Genomic DNA, 22,075 nt, shown 5'->3' with positions numbered 1-22,075 from the left:
TGCATGATTCATTTTTCATCAATAACTCCTGTTTCAGAAAAAGTAAATATATTAATAGTATTTAGTTTATTGACTTTATATTATAATTTTGTAATTCCTTTATTTTTTTAAACTTTATAATCCACTTCCAGGAGCTTCAGGACTTTGAGATTGTGCTTTCTGTGGATTTAATATTAGATAAGTTCCTAAACCTTTTAATACAGCATATTTACCATAGTTACCTATTTTTTTTATTGCTTCTTTTCGAGAGATTTCCTGTTCTATTTTATTCTGTTTGTGCATTGGTTTAGGCATTTTAGTTAAATTACTCAATGATTATTTTTTTGGTTTTCTTCCCTTTTTCAGTATTTAAAACTACGATATAAACACCTGTTTTTAGATTGGGTAATTGTATGTCATTTACTCCTTTAGCTGTAAAATTTGTTTTTAGAATTTCTTTTCCAAGAAGATTAAACAAGGTGAGTTTTGCGTTTCCATTTTGAATACCAACAACTCTTAAATTGTTTTTATCTGTTGTATAGATACTAATGTTTTCTGATGCGTAATTATTGTGTGTAGAAAGAGCAGAAGAGGCTGTATGTAAAAAGAAACGTCCAATTCCGTTTGTGTTTTCAGTAATGGTAACTGTATAACTTGTATCATTTAAATTGATAAAAGTATGGGTTTGTTTGTCCTCTAAATACACAGAAATGGTTTTTGGTAAGTTTAAAGATGCTGCTGAAATTGTAATTTCTGTATTGGCATCCACTGTAATTCCAACAGGAATTATCATACTTTCTAAATCTGAATTTGGCAAACATTGCAATGCAAAATCTGTTCCATTACTTTCTGCAACCAAATGTGTATAAATAGCTAAACTATTTGTATTTTCAGAAAAAGTACCTGCATCATAACCAAGGTCTAAACCAGCAGTTGTATTTTCAATATATTTTATTTCTGTGGCTATTGTTTTTTCATCATTAGAAATAGACAGTTTTATGGTTGGTGAAGTATTTGTGTTTTTAGAAAATAAATTTCCTGTTTGGTGTTTTTGCAATATTTTGTCAATAGTAAGTGTTGCTCCACTATTTGCAGCTTCTACAAAGAATGCTTGTCCTGGAGCTATGTATTTTGCACTTCCTGTTGCGTGGTTCAAAACATCATATTTGCCTTCTAAAGCATTCCATAGATATACAGCTATTCTTGTAGGGTTTAATTTTGCTGCGTTAAGCGTTAAGAAATTATTAGTTGCGTCAGCATCCGTATTTAGGCTTAAAAAAGAGGTATAGGGATTTCCAATTAAATTCCATTTGCTACCAACTCCTGCACTATTATCTGTTATTGAAAAAGGAACATTATCTGTGTGCAAAGTGCCAGAAAAAGTAAGTGTACCAGCAGTTGATTTTTTTATAGAATATCCTTTTCCTTTGGTAAAAGAACCAGCTACATCAATATTATTTGTACCAGTATTATCTGTATAATATTCATATTTGTTGGTAGCCAAAGCATTGTTGTAAGGCGCAATTGCGTATTTGTTTCCACTTCTAGCTACATCATCTTTAAAAGTATTGATATTTTGCCCATTTACAGGTGATGAAACTAAATGCCAATTTGTAGTTAAATATCGTTGATAACTAATGTTAGATGTTCCTGAATAACTGCCACCCAAAATAAATGAGCCACTACTTGTTGCATTAGAAAGAATGGTAAAAGTGCCATTATTTGTAAAATCTCTGTTGATGGTTAACGATTTGTTAGCATCAACAGTTAGAATTACTCCAGTATCTAAAAATACATCTTTGGCAACTGCGTTTGCAACAGTAACATTGGGTTCATTTGGTATTCCACCTCTAAACAAAATGCTTTTTGTTGCTGTAGGAATTCCATCTGACCAATTATTGATATCATTCCAATTGCTGTCAGTATTTCCTAACCATTCTGTAATTGTTGCATCATATTCATAAGCACCCATATCTATAGTTCCTGTTTTTCTTGGATTACCTAATAAATCTTTTGTTTCCATATTTTTAGAATCATCACCAGCATTTAAAACAGAAGAGCTTATTTTTAGTCGATAATCATTAGTAATTTCATCTACAAAAGATGGATTCATAAATGTAAAATTACCACCAGCATTTGTGATACCAGAAGTAATGCCTATACTAAACGAATTATTACTTACTGTTATAGAACCACCAGAACCAAATTTTATAAGGTCTTGAGTTGTACCTACATTATTATAAAAAATAGAATTGGCAACAGTAACAGTAGCACCAAAAGCACCAATTGCTCCAATATTATTTCCTGAATTTTTAGCAAACGTACAATTAATAACAGTTAACGTTCCTAAATTAGAATAACCTGCACCACCTCTTAATGTTGCAGAATTATTGTGAAATACACTGTTGAAAATACTTAAGCTACCTGTACCAGTTTTGAAAAATGCACCTCCATTACCTTTAAAGCTTCCCAAACCTTGAGCAATATTATTTCTAAAAATACAGTTCTTAACAGTTATAGCTGTTGCAGTACTATACATACCTGCTCCATAATCGCTTTCTGCTAGTAAACCACCATCTGCATAACTGTTTTCAAAAATAAAACCATCTAGAACTACATTGTCTTTTTCTATATAAAAAATGGTATGACTATCACCTGCATTAGCAGAGTTTGAGTTGTTTAAATCGCCACTTAAAATAGTTGGATTTTCATACCAGTTGCGTTCTGAAACCAACGTTTCTGTACCATTAAAACCACCATAAATGGATACGTTTTTTGGTGGTGAAAAATAAACACTCTGGTCTGAATTATGTGGTTTATAAGTGCCTTTGGCTACCCAAATTTCGTTATTAAAACAAGTTAACGGATTGTTTAATGCATCTTGTAAATTGGTGTATGCATTTGCCCAAGAAGTACCATTATTTAAACCTGTAGCTAACGCATTTACATATACTTTATTTGGGAAATCTAAACAAGGGTTTCTTGGGGTTTCATAAGCACCCATATCTACTGTACTTGTTAAATCTCCATCACCATCTGTAATTCTTGTATTGCCAGCCAAATCTGTGGTTTCTGTAACAGCAGTATTGTCTCCTGTATCTATAGCAGGAGATGTACTTTGTAAGGTAAAATCACCATTGGCTAAATCTGTAAATAAAGGGTTTGTATCTAAATTATTACCTCCATCTACTAGAAAATTATTAGTTGTCCAGTGACTAGAACCACTTCCACCATAATTCGCAACAATACTATTGCTTATTATGGTGTGTTTAGTTCCAACATTATTAGGTCTTGTTATAGAGGCTTGTAAAGCTGTTGTGCTACCATTATGAGTATTGTTCCAAAAAATAGAATTTTTTATGTTTAAATTTAAAGCTGAATGACTTTGGTCAATTGTACCTTCTGAACTAGAAGAAGTATTGTTGTTATTTACAAAAACACTATTTGTAATATCCAATGCTATACCTGCCATTGTTGAGCCGCTTAAATATATACCTGCTCCTCTGCTTGCAGTATTTCCATCAAAAACAGTATTGATTATTTTTACAGTTTTTTCAGTTCTAATACTTATTGCACCCCCATTTCCTCCATTGGTATTGTTTTTAAATGTAGAGTTTTTTATAGTAATCACTTCACCAATAGGTGCTTCATGTATACATAAAGCAGCTCCTACAAAACCTCCTAGTTTTGAAAAATGGTTCGTTATTTCGCAATTGTTTATTAATGATGTTACACGTCTTCCAATATAAATTCCAGGATACGACCCAAAATTATCATCATAACCTTCGGTAATGGTTAAACCATCTAAAATTACATCGATACTAACACTTACACTTGGGCTCATTTGTAAAATAGATAATGAGTTGTCTGTTGCTATTGAAGTATTCCCAATATTACCACTCAAACTGGTTTTGTAAGTTGTTGCGTTTCTAGATGCTAAATCTATAGCACCATTTGTTGGGGAGAAACCTCCATAAATATTTACATTAAATGTAATATCAAAATAAATAGTTCTGTCTGTACCAGAAGTTGGGTAATAGGTGCCTTCTGCAACATAAATTGTGGTTAATGTAGCACAATCTTTTACTGTTGTTAAAGCTGCTTGTAAATCTGTAAATGCATTTGCCCAAGAAGTACCTGTATTAGTACCTGTTGCTGCTGCATTTACATATACAATGTCAGCCGTAAAATCTCCACAGGCAAAATAATTAGTAGAAGCGTTGGTACTATTTTTAATATTAGTAGGGTTGTGTACTAATACATTGGCATTTATGGTATGTATTAAGGTTATAACAAATAAGAGTAGCGTTTTTTTCATCTCTATTATATTTTAGTTTCTATACACCATAACAACAATGCGTTGTTGGTAGGTTTTAAATGCAATTTTTTAATGATGTTGCTTCTGTGTTTTTCTACAGTTTTTGCAGAACAACCTCTTAAAGCGGCTATTTGATTAGAGGTTAAACCAGATTGAATCGATTTTAAAATCTCTTTTTCTGTAGATGTAATTAAAGATTGTGTTGTAGGATTTTCCATACACCAAAGTTCGATGTAAGTAAAAAAAGTTACGTACGTATAATTACGTATATTTTAAATTTATTGATTTCAGCCACGAATTCACGAATTTAATCTGTGGAGATTGTTTCTGTTTTTTGTTTTTAACGAAGCATACTTTTTAGATTGCAGATCAATCCTATCCATTTTAAATACGATACTAAATATCCTGCAAGGTGTTTTTTTGGGCCTTGTAGGTATTGATTGTCTTTTGAATATACCTACAAGGTTTTTGAAACCTTGCAGGATGGACTTAATAGACTTAAAATAGATGCTTATTAATTGAATTTGGGGTTACTCTAAAAGTTTTTTGTTTTGAGCACACCATTGTGTTAATTCGTGTGCCCTTCCTTTTAAATCTAATTTAGTAATACTGTTGCTTCTGTGTTTTTCTACAGTTCTTTTAGAAATAAAAAGTGCTTCAGCAATTTGAGTTGTAGATTTGCCTTCAGCAATTTTGAGTAATATTTTTTTCTCTGAAGAGGTTAATAAACGTATTGTATTTAATTGATATTGTACTTCTGATAAATTTAATGCTTCTATGGGCTTGCTAAAATATAAATGACCATTTAACACACTATTAATGCATTGATCTATGTTTTTTAAAGCATCGTCTTTAGCCAAATATCCTCTAATATTTAATTGTTTGGCTTTTAATGCATAAGCAGCTGTTTTATGATATGACAGTAAAATTATTTTTGTAGACAATTCTAAAGTTTTACATTTTTCAGCTACTTGCAAACCAGAAAGTTTTGGCATTTCTATATCTAACAACGCTATTTTTGGTTGATGTTCTTGTATGGCTTCTAATGCAGTTTGTCCATCAGTTACTTTGGCTAAAATTGTATGTCCTTTTTCTTGTAAATACATTGCCAATCCGTTTAATAATAAAGGATGATCGTCTGCAATGATTAATGTAGTAGGCTTAAACATTGGTGTATTTTAATTGCACTGTTGTTCCTTTGTTTTTTTCTGATGTAATTGTAAGTTTAGCAGGAATCATTTTACTTCTTTCTTGCATTGTTTTTAACCCTAAACTATCTATTTCATTGGCTTTTTCTGAAACTGTAAATCCTTTTCCAAAATCTTTAATTTCAATTAAAATAGTATTGCCATTTTTTTGCAAGATAATTTTTATAGATGGAGAATTTGCATATTTAATTGCATTATTGATTGCTTCTTGTACAATTCTATAGATGTGCAATTGTTGATTTTTAGAAAAATACCCATCAATATTTTCTATATGTGCATCAAAAAATATTTGTTGTGTATCATCTAACTTTATTACCAACTGGTTTATGGCTTCTGTTAGTCCAAATTTTTCTAACACAAAAGGATGCAACCCTAAAGAAACATTTCGCAAATTGATTAACGTCTTTTCTGCCAATTTTTGATTGGTGCTATCTTCTTTAAATTCCAACTGATTTTTAAGCAACATTAAATCTTGTGCAATACCATCGTGCAAATCTCTAGACAAACGTTTGCGTTCGTTTTCTTGTTCTTTAATTAAATCTTGTGCAAATTGTGTTTTTAGCTGATATTTTTTTTGTTGTTCTGCATAATACCAAATAGCGATTACCAAGAACACCAATAAAAGTAATAAGTAAAACCAAATTGTTTTGTAGAAAAACTCATCAACAGTAAGGGTTAAAAGTATGGGTAAACTCACTTTTTTATTGGCTAAATTGATGGCTTCTATTTCTAAATCATAATTGCCAGCAGCTAAATTAAATAATCTAATTTCTGTTTTGTTTCCTAGATTAATCCACTGTTGTTTGTTTAAGCGATATCTATAATTGATTTTGGTAAAATCATACATTCCAAATAAAGCAAATTGAAGATTTATAGTTTTATTTTCGGGAGATAAAGTGATTTTTTTTAGTGCATTTAGTTTTTCTGGTATTTTTTCAACAATGTCTTTTTTAAACTTTTTCTTATAGTAAGAAACTTGTGTAAGTTTTAAAGAAACATCTAACTTTTTTTTAGAAATTGTTTTTGGATTAAAATAACTTAATCCTTGTAAAGTACCTACTAAAAAAGAACCTTCAGTAGTTTTTAATGCACTATATCTGTTAGCTTCGTAAAAACTTAAACCATCATTCATCGTATATCTTGTTGCTTTTTTTGTTGATGGATTAAAGGCAATAATACCATTATAGGTATTCATCCAAATTTTATCATCAGTAAACAAAATAGTAGCTATACTTGCTTTCAAAGCGTCTTTATACAGTAATTGAAAGGTTTTTTTAATTGTGTTAAATTGATCAATTCACCTGAACTATTCCCAACTAAAAGTCCATATTTTTTATGAAATGCAATCGCTATAAAAAAATTGTTATTGAGTGCTGTTTTAGGTAATGTATGTAGTTTTATTTGGTCGTTTTCATAAATCAGTAAACCTTCATCACAAGTTAAATAAATGAGCTCATCAACTTTTAAAATTCCTTGTACATCATATTTTTTAGTGCTTTTAAGCACAATATTCTTTTTTGTTTTTTTATCAAACTTCATTAAATTATGTTCGTAAGTGCCATAATAAATAAAGTTTTCATCTGCTGTAGATGTAGCTACTGGATAATAGACATATGTTTCAACTTTTTTAGTTTTTTTATGGATGCTGAAAATTCCATTGTGATTATTTCCCCATAAATAGGTATCGTCTTCAAAAATACCTCTAGTGCTGTTGGGTATAAACAATTGATTATTATGTTTTAATGTAAAATTTTTAACAAGTTGGGTTTCTAAATTTAAAATATACCAACCATTTAATTCTGTGGCAACCAATATTTCATTTTTATTAAGTTGATGCATTGCTCTAATGCTTTTGCCTTCTAAAAATGTTTTAACGTTATTTTTTTTAAATGTATAATGATGGAAAAACCCATCATTAATAACGTAAAGTTCTTCCTCTAAATTTCTAGAAACTATTATAGCTTCTTCTTTTAATTTTGTTTGAATTACTTTTTTGATATCAATCTTATTATAATCGATTTGGAATTGTAATTGAGAATTAACGATATATTGTTTTAAAATATTACCATTAACATCTGCATTTGTTTTCCCATTAAATAAAATATTGTCATCAGATTTTTTTAAAATAGCTGTTTTTGTCCAGCTATTTTTTTTAGGATTGTATTGATACAATTCTTGCAGTTCTATAAAAGCGACGTAAGTAATATCATCCTCTTTAAACCAAGCGTCTATCTCTAAAAAATAATCTATTTTTTTATTTGTTAAACCTAAATCTTCTTTAGAAATGGTTTTTAATAAACGACCATTTTTATCATATAAACGAACACCTGAATGTGTGTCGCTAATCATATAAAAATCATCAAAAGGTATAAAATTTGAAAAATGAGGATATTTGTTTTTGTCTTTATTAACGATAGGTTTTTCAAGTTTTTTAAAACTCAATTTATTATTGATTCGATATAAATTGGTTTCATCTTTATCTCTAAAATATCCCAAAACATAATCTTTGTAAGGGAATAAATATATATTTAATATTTGTTCGTTTGAAGGAAGTTTGACTTCTTTAAAATGTAATGTATTTGGATTGATTAAAAAAAGTTTATCTTCATTTCCATAGGATAAAATGGCATAAAAACAACCATCAGTCCTTTTGACAAGTGCTATATTAATTGGTTTTTTACCTAAATGTTTTGGAACAGCAACAGTATGAAACCTATTACCATCAAAACGTTGTATAATGGCAGTTCTTTTATTGATATCTGTATCAAGAAGTTGAAGATTACTGCCAGAAACCCAGAGCCAGCCTAAATCATCAAAAACAGTAGATACTACTTCATAAACATTAAAACCATCTTGTAAAGTATAGGTATTTTTGTTTTTGGAAACATCATATTGTGCAAAAGTTCCGTAAGAAATGAATATCAGTATGTAAAGAAGATATTTCAAAAGAAAAATTTGTTTAAAAGTAAAGAAATTATCCTAACCAACCATCTCTATCTAAACTTCTGTATTGAATAGCTTCTGCAATATGATCTGGAGAAATAGCAGTTTCATTTGCTAAATCAGCTATAGTTCTAGAAACTTTTAAAATTCTGTCATAAGCTCTTGCAGAAAGGTTTAGTTTCTTATTAAGCTAAAATTTCCAGACCTAATTTTTACTTGATCATTTTGATTTACTAAAGTTACACGAAACCAATAATCGTTTGTTGAGAGTATTTTTCCATTATATGTTCCATCCCAGCCAACATCATTTATTGTAAATTTAGAAACCATTTTACCATATCTATTAAAACAGTAATTATTCCACTTTTATAGAAACTTTTGCTGATGCCTTTTATTTGCCAAAAATCATTTTGATTATCGCTATTTGGTGTAAAGAATTTTGGGAAACTAATTAATGCAATTTCAAAAGTTTGAGAACCACAGTTATTCTTATCATTCACTTCAACAGTGTAAATACCACCCTCTAAATTTTCAAAGAGAGTGTCGTCTTGATAATCAAAAAGGATATTTGAGTTTTCATCTAAAAGACGAAATTCATAATCACCTAAACCTAAATTTTGGGTATTTATTCTGATAAAATTATTTTCAGAATCATCTTGTACTTCAATATCATTAATGTTTATCGTAGAAATTGAAGATTCTCTAATTCTAATGCTTAATTCATCAGAATTACAGCCTTTGTCTGAAGTTGCAATTACGCTGTAAACTCCACCTTCAAAAACATCTACAGCTGCTGTTGTACCAACAATTACATTACTTTCATCTCTCCAAGTATAACTATAATTCCCTAAAGGATTATCAATTTGAATGCCTAATCTTGGGTTGTTATCCATACAGATAATATCATCTGTAATCAGGTTAAATGAAGGTTTTTCATTGACTATAAAATCGATTGTAGTTTCTTCGAAACAGACATCATAAATTGGGTTTTCTAAACGAACTTTTATGGTTTGAGTAGACGAAGCAAAAGGATTGGGCAAGGGGCTAGGTAAGGTATTGTTATTCTCATCAAAATACTTGACTATTAAACCTGTTTGACTTCCTAAAATAGTATTTTCAATAGTAGAGGTATCAAAATTTGTAATGCCATCAAAATCATCATCACAGACTTCTAGTGGTAGTATTGGGTTTGCTATTGGAACTGTATTTACTACAAAATCAATCGTAGTTTCATCATAACATTGACCATCTTTGTCTTGAGAATTGGTATTTGTTATTCTTGCTGTAATTTTTTGAGAATCAGTAATAAATGGATTTGGAAGAGGGGAAGAAAGTTGATTGCCTGTTTCATCAAAATAGCTCACTGCTACATTATTTTGACTACCTATTATTGTTGATTGAATAGCTGATGTATCAAAAGAGAATAAACCATCTCTATCATTATCACATTCAGGATCAAGATTTACCATATTTGCAACAGGAACGTTTTCAACATTTAAAGTAATATGAGCCCCTAAACCAAGGCAAGAATTATCCACTTTACTATCAACTCTAATATAAATAGTTTGTTGATTTGGAGAAGATGTATTTTGATAGTTATCTACATTAGTGATTTTATTTTCTTCTGCTAAAGCGTCGTTTTCATTTTTATAATAAGTAATGTCTAATTGTTGATTGGTAGGAAAAATATTGATAATATCATTAGTTACTGAACTAAAGTCAAAAGTTGCTATACCATCATTCAAGTTAACTCCATCATCACATTCATAAAAAATTTTCGAAAAGTTTAAAGGAATTTGAGTTGTAGAAATAATCAAATTAACTTCACTTATTCTTAAACAACCATTATTATTTTCTACTCTTGCACAAATAATATCGTTACTAGCAATTTCGTTTATATATGCTGTAGAGTTTTGTATAGGAGAAGAATTATTTTCTGCTAAATTTTTTTCTTCAAAAAAAGTAATAGTATAATTATCTTTATTTGTTACTATTTTTTCTTTTACTTCATTCAAGTTAAAGGAGCTAAAACCATCAGAATCGTTATCACATTGGTTTAAAGTAACGTTAGAATTAATTATGGGTAAATCAAAAACTTGAAAATCAATTTCTGATGTACAACCATCGTTTGTAAAATAGCTTATTTTTACTATTCCGCTTGCAACTGCTGTTACAATTCCGTTATTATCTATTGTTGCAATAGCACTGTTAGACGAAGCCCAAGGATTCGAAATTCTTGGAGTTCCACCACCAATAAGTTGTGTTGTTTCTGTTAGACAAATATTAAAATCGCCAGCTATACTAGTCGCTTTAAGTTGTAAATTTATAGGATTACTTTGTAAAAAATTAGAAGCAGATTCAATTTGAATTCTATAATCACCACTAGAGACTAAATTAGCTGGTAAATTACAATTTATTATTCCATCTGTATTTGTTCTTACAGAGCCAATTTCAATGGTGTTAGTAAAATTACCATTTTCATCGCTCAAAGAAGCTACAAATAATGTGTTTTGATCAAAATCACCAAACAATTTAAAAGAAATATCGAAATTCTCTGAAGAACACAATGATATTGGTGAAGGAGTGGTTATTTCAATATTTTTTAGTACATCTGTATATGTAGATAAAAATATACTTCCGTTTTTTTCATAAACAACTAAAACATGATTTGTCTTTGAACTTCTAGCAATATTATGGCTACCTCCATTAGCAACAACAATTGGTGTCTCAAAACTAATTCCTTGATTGGCACTTACACTTATCATTAAATCACCATTATCGGCTCTATAGCCATCTATCAAAGCTCCTTTATTATCTGCATATAGCGTTCTTCCTTCTGGAGTGATGGTGTTTTTACCAAAAGTTATGGTTTGTAAAACACCCGTTTTTGTGTTTATTCTATAACCAGAAGTACTTGGTACAGTTGGATCTCCATCTAAATCACCTCCAGCCACAAAAATAAATGTTCCATTAGGGCTGTCACTCAATGCATAGCTAGAAAAATAAACTTTTCCACTAGGAATTAGTGTTGTTGAAGTCAAAGATTGTCCTTGATCTGTACTCTCAAAAAGTAGTAAGTCAGGATTATCCATAGGAGTGTATACAATACCATTTAGATCTATTAAAACGTCAGCATATACCATTGAAACTCCGGTATTTATTTCATTAAAATTCCCTGTCCCGTTATTATCATTAGAAAATAGTTTTTTACCTTGTTGGTTTATTAAATAGATGTTATTGGCATACGAAGCAATATGAATATTACCAGCTATACTATCTCCTATAACTCTAGCATTAGAGAAACTGTCACCCAAGTTTACGCTTTTGGTAAAAAAAACACTAGTATTTTCTGTCCAAGCAATATATATAATATTACTTTGACTAACGTTAATCTCTGGCTCTAAAGAAATAGAGTTCGCAATTAGAATACTTGGTAAAAAACTTTCACCATTATTTATACTTTTTGCAAGTCTTATTTCAGTTCCGTTTGCATAAACAACATATATGTTTCCATTGGAGTCTGTTGCTACGTTTCTACTGGTATTTGCACTTCCTATTCCATTTGAATTTCCGAAATCACTTACTTCAACATCAGAAAAAACTGCAGTTTGACTGTGAATATTATTTGCAAATAATATAAGAATTAGTAAGAAAGAAGTGATTATTTTTTTGATTTTCCTCAATTTTTTTAAATATATAAATTAGTTCAACAATAGCTAAATAGAGCTTTTCTACCCCAACCAACCCTCTCTATCCAAACTTCTATATTGAATAGCTTCTGCAATATGATCAGGAGAAATATCATTTTCGTTTGCTAAATCTGCAATAGTTCTAGATACTTTTAAAATACGATCATAAGCTCTTGCAGAAAGGTTTAGTTTTTCCATAGCTGTTTTTAAAAGAGATAAACTTTCTGGAGATAATTTACAAAATTCACGAATCTGTTTTACACTCATTTGCGCATTATAATGTACATTTTCAAAATCTTTAAAACGCTCTGATTGTATCTCTCTAGAAGCTGTAACTCGCTTTCTAATTTCTACAGAAGATTCTCCTTTTCGTTCTTCGGATAATTTTTCAAAAGGAACAGGAGTCACTTCTATATGAATGTCAATTCTATCTAATAAAGGACCAGAAATTTTACTCAAATAACGTTGCATTTCTTGTGGTGAAGAGGTCATTGGAGAATTTGGATCATTAAAAAAACCAGATGGAGAAGGATTCATACTTGCTACTAGCATAAAACTTGCAGGATAAGTCACTGTAAACTTTGCTCTAGAAATGGTAACATCTCTATCTTCCAAAGGTTGTCTCATCACCTCTAAAACCTCACGTTTAAATTCGGGTAATTCATCTAAAAACAACACACCATTGTGTGATAGTGAAATTTCTCCAGGTCTTGGATATTGTCCTCCACCAACTAAAGCTACATTACTTATTGTATGATGTGGACTTCTAAATGGACGTGCATAAAGTAACCCTTCGTTTTTAGTTTTTCCAACTACAGAATGTATTTTGGTAGTTTCCAGTGCTTCGTGTAAAGTCATTGGAGGCAAAATACTTGGTAGTCTTTTGGCTAACATGGTTTTTCCTGATCCTGGAGGACCTATTAAAATAATATTATGACCACCAGCTGCTGCAATTTCCATGCATCTTTTTATAGATTCTTGTCCTTTTACATCAGAAAAATCAAACTCAGGAAAATCTATGTTTTTATAAAATTCTGCTCTTGTATCTACAATTGTTGGTGCTATTTTAAGATGGTTATCAAAATGATTAATTACTTCAAGAATATTTTCTGCACCTAAAACCTCTAAATTATCTACAATAGCAGCTTCTTTTGCATTTTCTTTGGGTAGAATTAAATATTTAAAACCTTCTTCTCTAGCTTTTATGGCAATTGGCAAAGCACCTTTTATGGGTTGTAAACTTCCATCTAAAGAAAGTTCTCCCATAATTAAGTACTCATTTATTTTATCAGAATTAATTTGATTTGAGGCAGCCAAAATTCCAATAGCTAGAGTTAAGTCATAAGCTGCACCTTCTTTTCTAATATCAGCAGGTGCCATATTTATGATAATTTTTTTACCAGGAAGTTTGTAATTATTGTTATTTAATGCTGCTGAAATTCTGTAAGAACTTTCGCTGACGGCTTTGTCTGGTAAACCTACCAAATGATAGCCAATTCCTTTGTCAATATTAACCTCAACAGTAATTGTAGTGGCATCTATACCAAAAACAGCAGAACCGAAAACTTTAACTAGCATATTTTTTTGTTTAAATGTAAATAAAAGAAATAAATTTTTGTTTTGTAATATAAAATGAATGATATTTAAATTATACTTGTCTTAAATCTAATAATTCTATGAAAAGATATCTTTATTTAATTTTACTAATAATCTTTTTTTATTGTTCTGATAAAAATAAACATTATCATCCAATTAAATTTAATCAGAAATTTAATTCAACAAAAGAATTGAATGAAGTCGAATCTAAAATATGGTTTACAAAAGATGTTTTGTTAGATTCCATTCCTGGCATAAGTCTTAATCGTGCTTATGATAGTTTACTATCAAATATTAAGGTGAAAAAAGAAATTATTGTCGCAGTTTTAGACACTGAAATAGATATTAACCACGAGGATTTGGAGGGTAAATTTTGGGTTAATCTTGATGAGATACCAAACAATGGTATAGATGATGATAATAACGGATATATTGATGATTTAAATGGTTGGAACTTTATTGGTAATAGTAAAGGTAAAAACATAATTTATTCAAGTTTAGAATGTGTTAGAATTATTCAGTTGTTTAGTGAAAAATTTGCTGATAAGAAACAAGATGAGATAGCTGAAAGCCAAAAAAAGGAATTTCAAACTTATCAAGATGCTATAAAATACTACAATCAGAAGTTGAAGGTAATTCAAGCTGATAAAGAGTATGCAGATTTTTTGTACAATGGATATCCAGCAGCAAAAAAAGCGTTAAAACATATATTTCCTAAAGAAAATTATAATACTAAAAGTTTAGATAGTTTATATAATTTATACAAAATAGAAAATAAGAAACTAGCAAATCACGCATATTTTCTCTCTGACTTTATAAAGTATGATTTATCTGAAGAGTGGATTAATAATTATAGAAAAGGGGTTATCAATAAAATAGATAAAACTTATAATTTAGATTATTTTGACAGATTAGATATAGACTCTTTCCCAAACAACATAAACTTCAAAAGTTATGGAAATAAGCATATCAGTAATAACATTAATGAATTTTATCATGGGACTCTAATAGCAGGATTAATTGCGGCTAAAAGAGAAAATAATATTGGTATTGATGGCATATCTGAAAACATTAAAATAATGCCAATTGCAATTTCATCTAATGGAGAAGAGAATGACAAAGACATTGCTTTAGCAATAAAGTATGCTACTGATAATGGAGCAAAAGTTATTAATATGAGTTTTGGTAAAAACTTTTCTCTTCACAAAGAATGGGTTTTTGAGGCTATTAAATATGCTGAAAAGAATGATGTTCTAATTGTTTCTTCTGCTGGAAATTCTAGTTATAATTTAAATGAGTTTAACAATTATTTCCCAATAGATAATATTAGTAATAATGAAGAAATTTCAGATAATTTCTTGCTAGTTGGTTCTTCATCCAGTTCATTAAACAAGGAGTTAATGTCATATTACTCAAATTATGGAAATATAGATGTGGATTTATTCGCTCCAGGGCAAAAAATTTACACGACCATGCCAAAAAATAAATACAAGTTTGATAGCGGCACTTCTCTATCCTCAGCTATTACTTCTGGAGTTGCAGCATTAATTTACTCTTATTATCCTGAATTAAAGGCTTCTCAAGTTAAAAAAATTTTAATGGACTCTGGATTAGAATTTTCTATTGAAGTAAAAACACCTACAAAAGAGAATAAGAATAATACTACTCCTTTCAATAAGCTTTCTAAATCTGGGAAAATTTTGAATGCTTACAATGCCTTAATAATGGCTGATAGTATTTCTATGTTAAATAAATAATAAAGGTATTATTCTAAAAAAATAACAAAAAAAAGTGCAACCTTTTAAAGTTACACTTTGTATATATTTTTAAATGATAGTTTAAGCCGAATTCCGACTAGCATTAATATTACCAAATAAAGAACGCATTACCATTTTTTCAAATACTTCAATCTCTGCTTCATTACCTTCGGTTTTCTGCAAATCTTGTACTTTTTTAAGAGCATATTGCTGAATGGTTAACAATGGTAAAACGATTTTTTCACGAATTTCAATTGAAGCTTTTCCTACTGGGAAATTCTCCATTAATTCAGAATGACCAGTTAGTTTTAATAATAAACGTTTAGTTGTTTGATATTCTTCATGAATCAATTTCCAGAAATCACCATAAATTTCATCGTCTGCCATGTAAGAGGTTAATCCAAAGAAAGATTTGGTTAAACTCATCATACTATTTTCTAACAAAGTTTTAAAGAAATCGGATGAATTATAAAACGCTACAATCTCATCAAATCTACCAGCGTCTTCGTATTTTTTTAAAGCTGTACCTACACCAAAAAAACCTGGCACATTTTGTTTTAATTGACTCCAACTACCTACAAAGGGTATCGCTCTTAATTGAGAAAAATCTAGGGTATCAGAATTAGAGCGTTTACTGGGTCTACTACCAATATTTGTCTTTGCATAGTATTTTAAGGTACTCATTTTTTCTAAATACGGTAAAAAGCATGGATGTTTTTTAAAATCTACATAAGCTTGATAACTAGTAGAGGCTAAATCTTCGATTAAGTCTCTATGAGTTCCATTAATTTGATCTTTTGTAAAAACCTCATTTTTTATACCAGAACTTAACAATTGTTCTAAATTGTATTGAGCAGAGTCTTGGGTACCAAAATTGGAACTAATGGTTTGTCCTTGTATGGTTAATTGAATTTCTTTGTCTTCAATAGTTGGTCCTAAAGAAGCGTAAAATTGATGTGTTTTTCCTCCACCTCTTGCTGGTGGTCCTCCACGTCCGTCAAAGAAAATTACTTCAATATCAAATTCTCTAGAAACCCTTGTTAAGGCTTCTTTTGCTTTAAAAATCCCCCAGTTTGCCATTAAATAACCACCATCTTTTGTTCCATCAGAAAAACCTAACATAATGGTTTGTTTGTTTTTTCTTTTAGATAAATGATGTCTGTAAGCTCTATTAGAGTATAAAGTTCGCATTACATTTTCGGAATTTTCTAAATCGTCTACGGTTTCAAAAAGAGGAATAACATCAACAGGTAATTCGTTTTCAAAACCACATAAATTAAGCATAGCAAACGTTTGCATTACGTTGAGTGCAGTTTGGTTATTACTAATAATATACCTGTTTGCACCACGTTCTCCATTTCTTTGTTGAATGGTTTTTAAAGCATAGATAGACTTGATAGTTTTTTTAGACATTTCATCTGTAAGAACTTCAGGGTCTATATTTCCTTTAATAATTGCCAAAATCTCAATCTGTTCTTCTTCTGATAAGTGGTGATAGTTTTTAGGGAAAGTAGTATCGCCAGCAGCAAGCAAATCTGTTACAATTTGGGTGAATGCTTTATGATGTACTCTGCTATCTTGTCTAATATCTAAAGTCGCAAAATGGAAACCAAAAATGCGTACTTTATTAATAAAATCATTCAATTCTTCTACAAATAATGAATCGTGTTTTGCTACAATGATTTTACGTGCGGCTTCAAGTTCTGATAAAAGAATTTTTTGAGAGAAATTCACTTTTGTATAGCTTCTAACAACATGTTTGTACAAACGCTTTTCAACTCTTGCTAAAATTTCTTGAACTCCATCAAAAGTAAAACGTCTTTTTAAACGTCTAACATCTCTATAATAATTTCTTAAGATTGATTGACGCAAACGTTCTGCAACATCTAACGTAATTTGAGTAGTCACAAACGGATTTCCATCTCTATCTCCTCCAGGCCAAAAACCTAAATCTATAATTTCATTATCTGTTGGATGACCATCATAAATGTGATGTTGAATATAGTTGTAAATTTTACTTACAGAATCGTAAAATACATTTTCTAAATACCAAATTAAACTAACAGCTTCATCATAAGGCGTTGGCTTTTTCTTTTTATAAAAAGGAGTTTTACCAAGTTGAGCTAATAATTTTTTGATGAGTAATAAATCATCATTTTGAATCGCTTTATCTAAATCAGTAATAATACCTAAAACTGAACCTGGATAAAATTGAGTAGGATGTGCAGTAAGTACAACTCTAACTTTAAATTCTTCTAAATATTTTTTTAGTTCTTCTTTTTTATCACTTAAAATGGCTGTTTCTTTTGAGTTACGAAGTGTACCAAAACCATCCATATTATTTACAATAGGGAATGCTGCATCTTCAATAGCATCAAACAAAACAACTTGACGTTCTATGTATTGAATAAACTGAAACAGTAAATCTTTTTTTTCTTTTTCTGTAGGATTATCTTGAAATTTCTTAAAAAATTTCTCAACGATTTCTGTTGGGTTTTTCCCTTTTTGAAATCCTTTTTCACATAATTTATGAAACAAAGGCAACAAGACACCAGTGTTATTTATAGTATCAAAAGGAAGTGTGATAAATATGCTGTTGTAAATTTGATATTTAGACAACACATTATCGTTAAACCTTGTCAATTTTGGTAATGCAGACATAATCCTTGAATTTTATGCTGTGAAATTACAAAAAACCAAAAATAAAGAACCTAGGTTTTTATGAATAATTAGTTTAAAATTTACGAAAACGATAGAATTTTAGCTTAATTTTCAGAAATGCTTAATTTCTGATAAAAACTTTTGAATTTGTTATTTTTTTATTGGGTTGGTTGTATGTTAAGTGGGTTTGGGCATTGTAAATTCCAATGAGTGGGATCGTGTTTTCTTATCCAACCCTTAAGTAAGTATTCATCTCTATAAGATATATAGTCATCATAAATAAATTTTGAAGGGGTAACACCAATATCTCTAAAATTGAAAGAAAATAAATTTAAGTCTAAACCATCTTGATTTAAATACACAAAACGAAGATTATTCAATTTTAGTTTTTTATTGAAATTCGTAAATGAGTTAGCATTATTAGAGAAACTAGAGAACGTATAAATACTAGTTATTTTTTTTGATTGGTGAGTGTTCTTTTTTTGAGCACTGAAAGAAAAACTGAATAATAAAGTAAGTAATAGTATTTGATATTTTATTTTCATAATGTTTGGCTTTACATAATTGTATCAAAATTCATACCAATTTACTTAAAATTTCGTAAACCTTCTTGCAACCAAGTATAATAAGTTTCATTGTCAGTGTATTGTTGTGCAGTATTTAAAACTTCTAAATTTGGACTTAATAGAACATAATAAGGTTGTGAAGCGTTTTTAAAATTTATTACTTGAAATGTTGACCATTTATCACCCACAGTTTTAATTCTTTTTACTTTTCCATTTGGTTTTAAAAAATCGAACTGTTGGTTTGTTGGTAATTCTTTTTCATTATCATCAACATATAATGATATTAGGATATAATCATTTTTTAAGGTTTCATAAATATTAGGAACACTCCAAACATTTTCTTCCATTTTTCTACAGTTTACGCAAGCCCAACCTGTGAAATCTAATAAGATTGGTTTGTTTTTTTGTTTAGCCACAACAAGGCCTTCTTCAAAATCTTTGTAGCATTCTAAACCTAAAGGACAATCTGTTTCTTGCTCATAAATACTATAGAATTGAGGAGGAGGAAAACCACTTAATAAACTTAAATTCCAAGTAGGGTTTTTTAAAATTCCTGGAGTAATATAGATGACAAAAGAGATAACCAAAACACCAAATGAAATTCTTGCAAAGGATAATTTTCTTATAGGAGAATCATGAGGGAATTTAATTTTTGCAAACAAATACAAGGCTAAACCTATAAAAATAATAATCCAAATTCCGATAAATACTTCGCGTTTTAATAAACCCCAATGAGCAACTAAATCTGCATTTGATAAAAATTTAAATGCCAGAGCAAGTTCTAAAAAACCTAAAACTACTTTGGTAGTATTTAACCATCCACCAGATTTTGGTAAAGAGTTTAGCCAATTAGGAAACAATGCAAATAACGCAAAAGGCAAGGCTAAAGCCAAACCAAAACCAGACATGCCAGCTGTGAGTTGTGTTGCTCCACCATCTGAAGTTAAAGAACCTGCTAATAAAGAACCTAAAATTGGTCCTGTACATGAAAACGAAACAATAGCTAAAGTTAACGCCATAAAAAAGATTCCGATAATTCCTCCAATAGATGAGGCAGAATCCATTTTGTTTCCCCAAGAACTTGGTAGTGTAATTTCATAAAATCCGAAGAACGAAAAAGCGAAAAACACCAAAACCGCAAAAAAGAAAATATTTAACCAAACATTAGTTGAAATTGTATTTAAAATTTCTGGGTCTAAATTATCTAAAAAATGAAAAGGTAAACTCAATAAAATGTAGATGAGAACAATAAAAAACCCATACAGAATAGCATTAAAAATACCTTTGCTTTTATTTTGAGATTGTTTTGTAAAAAATGAAACTGTTAAAGGTATCATTGGGAAAACACAAGGTGTTAATAAAGCTAATAAACCGCCTATAAAACCAAGGAAAAAGATACTAAATAAGCCATTTGCATTCTCGGATTTTGTGTTTGCAACATTTTTTAAAAGTGATGTATTTTTTAAATTTAATTTTAATTGTTTTGTTAAAGCAGAACTTCTTTCATCAACCGAATTTGAAATATTAATTTCATTTTTAGTTAGAGAAAGTGTAAAAGGTTCATCAATATTTATACAGGCTGTTTCACAAACTTGCCCAAAGAAATTCAGTTTTATTTGTGTAATTTCTTTATTTGTTAGTTGAATTCTTTGTGTAATTATTGCTTTATCTTTAAAAACTATTTCTTCTTTTTCCCAAACTTCAGAATACTTTTTAAAAGTATCTTTTTCATCAGCTTTGCCTATTAATTTATAACCAGTTTCTCCTTCTACAATCGAAATTACCAAAGGTAAAGATGCTTCATCAGGATTATATTGAGAATATAAATACCACCCTTTGTATAGTTTTGCATCAAAAATGATATCATATTCTGTATCAGATATTTTTTTTACTGAAGTACTTATTTTTATAGGTTCTTCTGCAGTTTGTGCATTTAAAACCAATGTAGACAAAAAGATGAAAAGTGTGATGAATTTCTTCATTATTATAAAGTTATTTGTAAAATATTTTTTGTGTTTATATTTACTGATGAACGTCTATCTTGTCTATGATTAATAACCCAAATAATCTCATTTTCAGCATTACAAAGTAGCCAAGCATTTTGTTTTTCTAAAAGTGAAAATTTTTCATCTTTAAAAAATTTGCTCAACTTCTTTTTTCCTTGCATTCCTGTTGGATAAAGATAGTCTCCATTTTTCCATTTCCTTAGTATTAAAGGATACTTTAACAAATCTTTATCAACCAGAATTGCTTGTTTTTTTTGTGTTGATTTTTCGTCTACTTCTTTAAAAACTAAATGAATTGGTTTTGTAATTTCTGATGTATTTTTATCAATTTGAAAAAAACTTTCGACTTTACTCAAAGTGACATCTTTATTTTTAGATAAAAGTAAAAAATCTCTGTCTTTAATTAATTGATGAGAACTAGAAATAACATATTTTCCAGATTCAGCATCTAACAAATTTACAACGTCATTCCACTCTGTAAAATTATATTTTTTTAAAAGTTGATATAAGTAAGCTTTTGGATTTGAAAGTGAGGTTAACTTGGCAATATCAAATTTAATAATACCATTTTCAGATTGTAGAATTTCACTAGAAACTTCATTAATTCTATCTTCAACAATCTTTTTAGATTCTTGTAAATGATTTAAAGTTTTAGAAAAAGAGCTTAATAAGCTAGGATTAATTTCTTTTAATATTGGAAGTACCTGATGTCTTATTTTATTTCGAATATATTTTGTTGATGCATTACTAGCATCTTCTCTCCAAGTTAAGTTGTTTTTTGTTGCATAAGCTAAAATTTCATCTCTAGAAAATGGGAGTAGAGGTCTAATAATATTTTCGTTTTTTGTAGGTATTCCTGTAAAACCTTCTAGACCTGTTCCTCTTGTTAAGTTAATTAGAAATGTTTCTAAATTATCATCTGCATGATGTGCTGTTAAGATATAATCGAAATTGTGTTTTGCAGCAAGTACTTGAAACCAACTGTAGCGTAACTCTCTAGCTGCAATTTGAGTAGAAAGTTTATTTTTAATTGCAAATTGATTAGTGTCAAATTTTTTTGTAAAAATCTGATTACATGATTTTTGAGATAATTTTATCGCAAATTTCTCATCTAAATCACTTTCTTTTTCTCGTAATTTAAAATTACAATGTGCTAAAGAAACATCAAAATTTAAAGTATTTAAAAGATGAGTTAAAACTACAGAATCTAAACCTCCAGAAATGGTCATTAATAATGATGCATCCTTTAAAAAAGGAAAATTAATATTGATATGTTTTGTGAATTTTTGAAGCATTTGTACCTTCAAAAGTAAGAATTTTAGTTGGCTTGTCATTCCTGTAGAAACAGGAAT

At 29.4% G+C, this 22,075-nt stretch carries 14 protein-coding genes and 1 pseudogene; 1 reads left to right on the top strand and 14 read right to left on the bottom strand.

What is annotated here, in order from left to right:
• Positions 1 to 114: 114 nt before the first annotated feature.
• The 10 genes and pseudogenes from BTO18_RS11140 to BTO18_RS11095 form a co-directional block, all read right to left on the bottom strand.
• The gene (locus BTO18_RS11140; RefSeq protein WP_146106918.1) at positions 115 to 312 is read right to left on the bottom strand and encodes a hypothetical protein; all 198 of its coding nucleotides are present in this window, start codon (positions 310 to 312) and stop codon (positions 115 to 117) included.
• Positions 305 to 4,297 (bottom strand): T9SS type A sorting domain-containing protein, encoded by a 3,993-nt coding sequence (locus BTO18_RS11135; protein WP_105016291.1) that lies wholly within the window; start codon positions 4,295 to 4,297, stop codon positions 305 to 307. Before BTO18_RS11135 ends, BTO18_RS11140 begins: the two co-directional genes overlap by 8 nt.
• Positions 4,298 to 4,302: 5 nt before the next feature.
• Positions 4,303 to 4,515 carry a response regulator transcription factor gene (locus BTO18_RS11130; protein WP_105016290.1) on the bottom strand — a complete coding sequence of 71 codons (213 nt, stop codon included), beginning with the start codon at positions 4,513 to 4,515 and terminating at the stop codon, positions 4,303 to 4,305.
• Positions 4,516 to 4,827: 312 nt separating this feature from the next.
• The gene (locus tag BTO18_RS17865; protein ID WP_105016289.1) at positions 4,828 to 5,466 is read right to left on the bottom strand and encodes a response regulator transcription factor; all 639 of its coding nucleotides are present in this window, start codon (positions 5,464 to 5,466) and stop codon (positions 4,828 to 4,830) included.
• Complete coding sequence (locus BTO18_RS11120) at positions 5,459 to 6,748, bottom strand: sensor histidine kinase (protein ID WP_105016288.1); 1,290 nt, start codon at positions 6,746 to 6,748, stop codon at positions 5,459 to 5,461. Before BTO18_RS11120 ends, BTO18_RS17865 begins: the two co-directional genes overlap by 8 nt.
• Positions 6,745 to 8,451, bottom strand: a complete 1,707-nt coding sequence (locus tag BTO18_RS11115; RefSeq protein WP_105016287.1) for a ligand-binding sensor domain-containing protein — start codon at positions 8,449 to 8,451, stop codon at positions 6,745 to 6,747. Before BTO18_RS11115 ends, BTO18_RS11120 begins: the two co-directional genes overlap by 4 nt.
• 28 nt (positions 8,452 to 8,479) lie before the next feature.
• Positions 8,480 to 8,632: pseudogene (locus BTO18_RS18225) on the bottom strand (magnesium chelatase subunit ChlI family protein); the annotation flags it as partial.
• Positions 8,623 to 8,778, bottom strand: coding sequence for a T9SS type B sorting domain-containing protein (locus BTO18_RS11105; RefSeq protein ID WP_105016286.1), 156 nt, complete (start codon positions 8,776 to 8,778; stop codon positions 8,623 to 8,625). The pseudogene BTO18_RS18225 and the gene BTO18_RS11105, both read right to left, overlap by 10 nt.
• Positions 8,757 to 12,131, bottom strand: a complete 3,375-nt coding sequence (locus tag BTO18_RS11100; RefSeq protein WP_105016285.1) for an FIDD domain-containing protein — start codon at positions 12,129 to 12,131, stop codon at positions 8,757 to 8,759. The genes BTO18_RS11105 and BTO18_RS11100 overlap by 22 nt, the downstream gene beginning before the upstream one ends.
• A gap of 48 nt (positions 12,132 to 12,179) precedes the next feature.
• Entirely contained in the window at positions 12,180 to 13,715 is a 1,536-nt protein-coding gene (locus BTO18_RS11095) for a YifB family Mg chelatase-like AAA ATPase (protein WP_105016284.1), read from the bottom strand.
• Between the two features lie 98 nt (positions 13,716 to 13,813).
• Between BTO18_RS11095 and BTO18_RS11090 the strand changes: the two genes are divergently transcribed.
• Positions 13,814 to 15,490, top strand: a complete 1,677-nt coding sequence (locus BTO18_RS11090) for a S8 family serine peptidase (RefSeq protein WP_105016283.1) — start codon at positions 13,814 to 13,816, stop codon at positions 15,488 to 15,490.
• 81 nt (positions 15,491 to 15,571) lie between these two features.
• Here the strand turns inward: BTO18_RS11090 and BTO18_RS11085 are convergent, their stop codons facing one another.
• From BTO18_RS11085 to tilS, 4 genes are all read right to left on the bottom strand, one after another.
• On the bottom strand, positions 15,572 to 18,151 hold the full coding sequence (locus BTO18_RS11085) for a phosphoenolpyruvate carboxylase (protein WP_105016282.1): 2,580 nt from the start codon (positions 18,149 to 18,151) through the stop codon (positions 15,572 to 15,574).
• Positions 18,152 to 18,309: 158 nt separating this feature from the next.
• On the bottom strand, positions 18,310 to 18,696 hold the full coding sequence (locus BTO18_RS11080; protein ID WP_105016281.1) for a hypothetical protein: 387 nt from the start codon (positions 18,694 to 18,696) through the stop codon (positions 18,310 to 18,312).
• Between the two features lie 41 nt (positions 18,697 to 18,737).
• Complete coding sequence (locus BTO18_RS11075) at positions 18,738 to 20,699, bottom strand: protein-disulfide reductase DsbD family protein (protein ID WP_105016280.1); 1,962 nt, start codon at positions 20,697 to 20,699, stop codon at positions 18,738 to 18,740.
• A gap of 2 nt (positions 20,700 to 20,701) precedes the next feature.
• Complete coding sequence (gene tilS, locus BTO18_RS11070; protein WP_367889232.1) at positions 20,702 to 22,030, bottom strand: tRNA lysidine(34) synthetase TilS; 1,329 nt, start codon at positions 22,028 to 22,030, stop codon at positions 20,702 to 20,704.
• Positions 22,031 to 22,075 lie beyond the last annotated feature (45 nt).

This window comes from Polaribacter porphyrae (assembly GCF_002954685.1).
Taxonomy (GTDB): Bacteria; Bacteroidota; Bacteroidia; order Flavobacteriales; family Flavobacteriaceae; genus Polaribacter; species Polaribacter porphyrae.
The sequence above is the reverse complement of the archived record's forward strand: the minus strand, read 5'-3'. Positions and strand labels throughout refer to the sequence as shown.

What these genes read in the sequence shown, in the direction of transcription:
- BTO18_RS11135 (WP_105016291.1), bottom strand. Translation starts at nt 4,297, where the DNA reads ATGAAAAAAACGCTACTCTTATTTGTTATAACCTTAATACATACCATA.
- BTO18_RS11090 (WP_105016283.1), top strand. Translation starts at nt 13,814, where the DNA reads ATGAAAAGATATCTTTATTTAATTTTACTAATAATCTTTTTTTATTGT.
- BTO18_RS11130 (WP_105016290.1), bottom strand. Translation starts at nt 4,515, where the DNA reads ATGGAAAATCCTACAACACAATCTTTAATTACATCTACAGAAAAAGAG.
- BTO18_RS17865 (WP_105016289.1), bottom strand. Translation starts at nt 5,466, where the DNA reads ATGTTTAAGCCTACTACATTAATCATTGCAGACGATCATCCTTTATTA.
- BTO18_RS11105 (WP_105016286.1), bottom strand. Translation starts at nt 8,778, where the DNA reads ATGGTTTCTAAATTTACAATAAATGATGTTGGCTGGGATGGAACATAT.
- BTO18_RS11080 (WP_105016281.1), bottom strand. Translation starts at nt 18,696, where the DNA reads ATGAAAATAAAATATCAAATACTATTACTTACTTTATTATTCAGTTTT.
- BTO18_RS11075 (WP_105016280.1), bottom strand. Translation starts at nt 20,699, where the DNA reads ATGAAGAAATTCATCACACTTTTCATCTTTTTGTCTACATTGGTTTTA.
- BTO18_RS11095 (WP_105016284.1), bottom strand. Translation starts at nt 13,715, where the DNA reads ATGCTAGTTAAAGTTTTCGGTTCTGCTGTTTTTGGTATAGATGCCACT.
- BTO18_RS11085 (WP_105016282.1), bottom strand. Translation starts at nt 18,151, where the DNA reads ATGTCTGCATTACCAAAATTGACAAGGTTTAACGATAATGTGTTGTCT.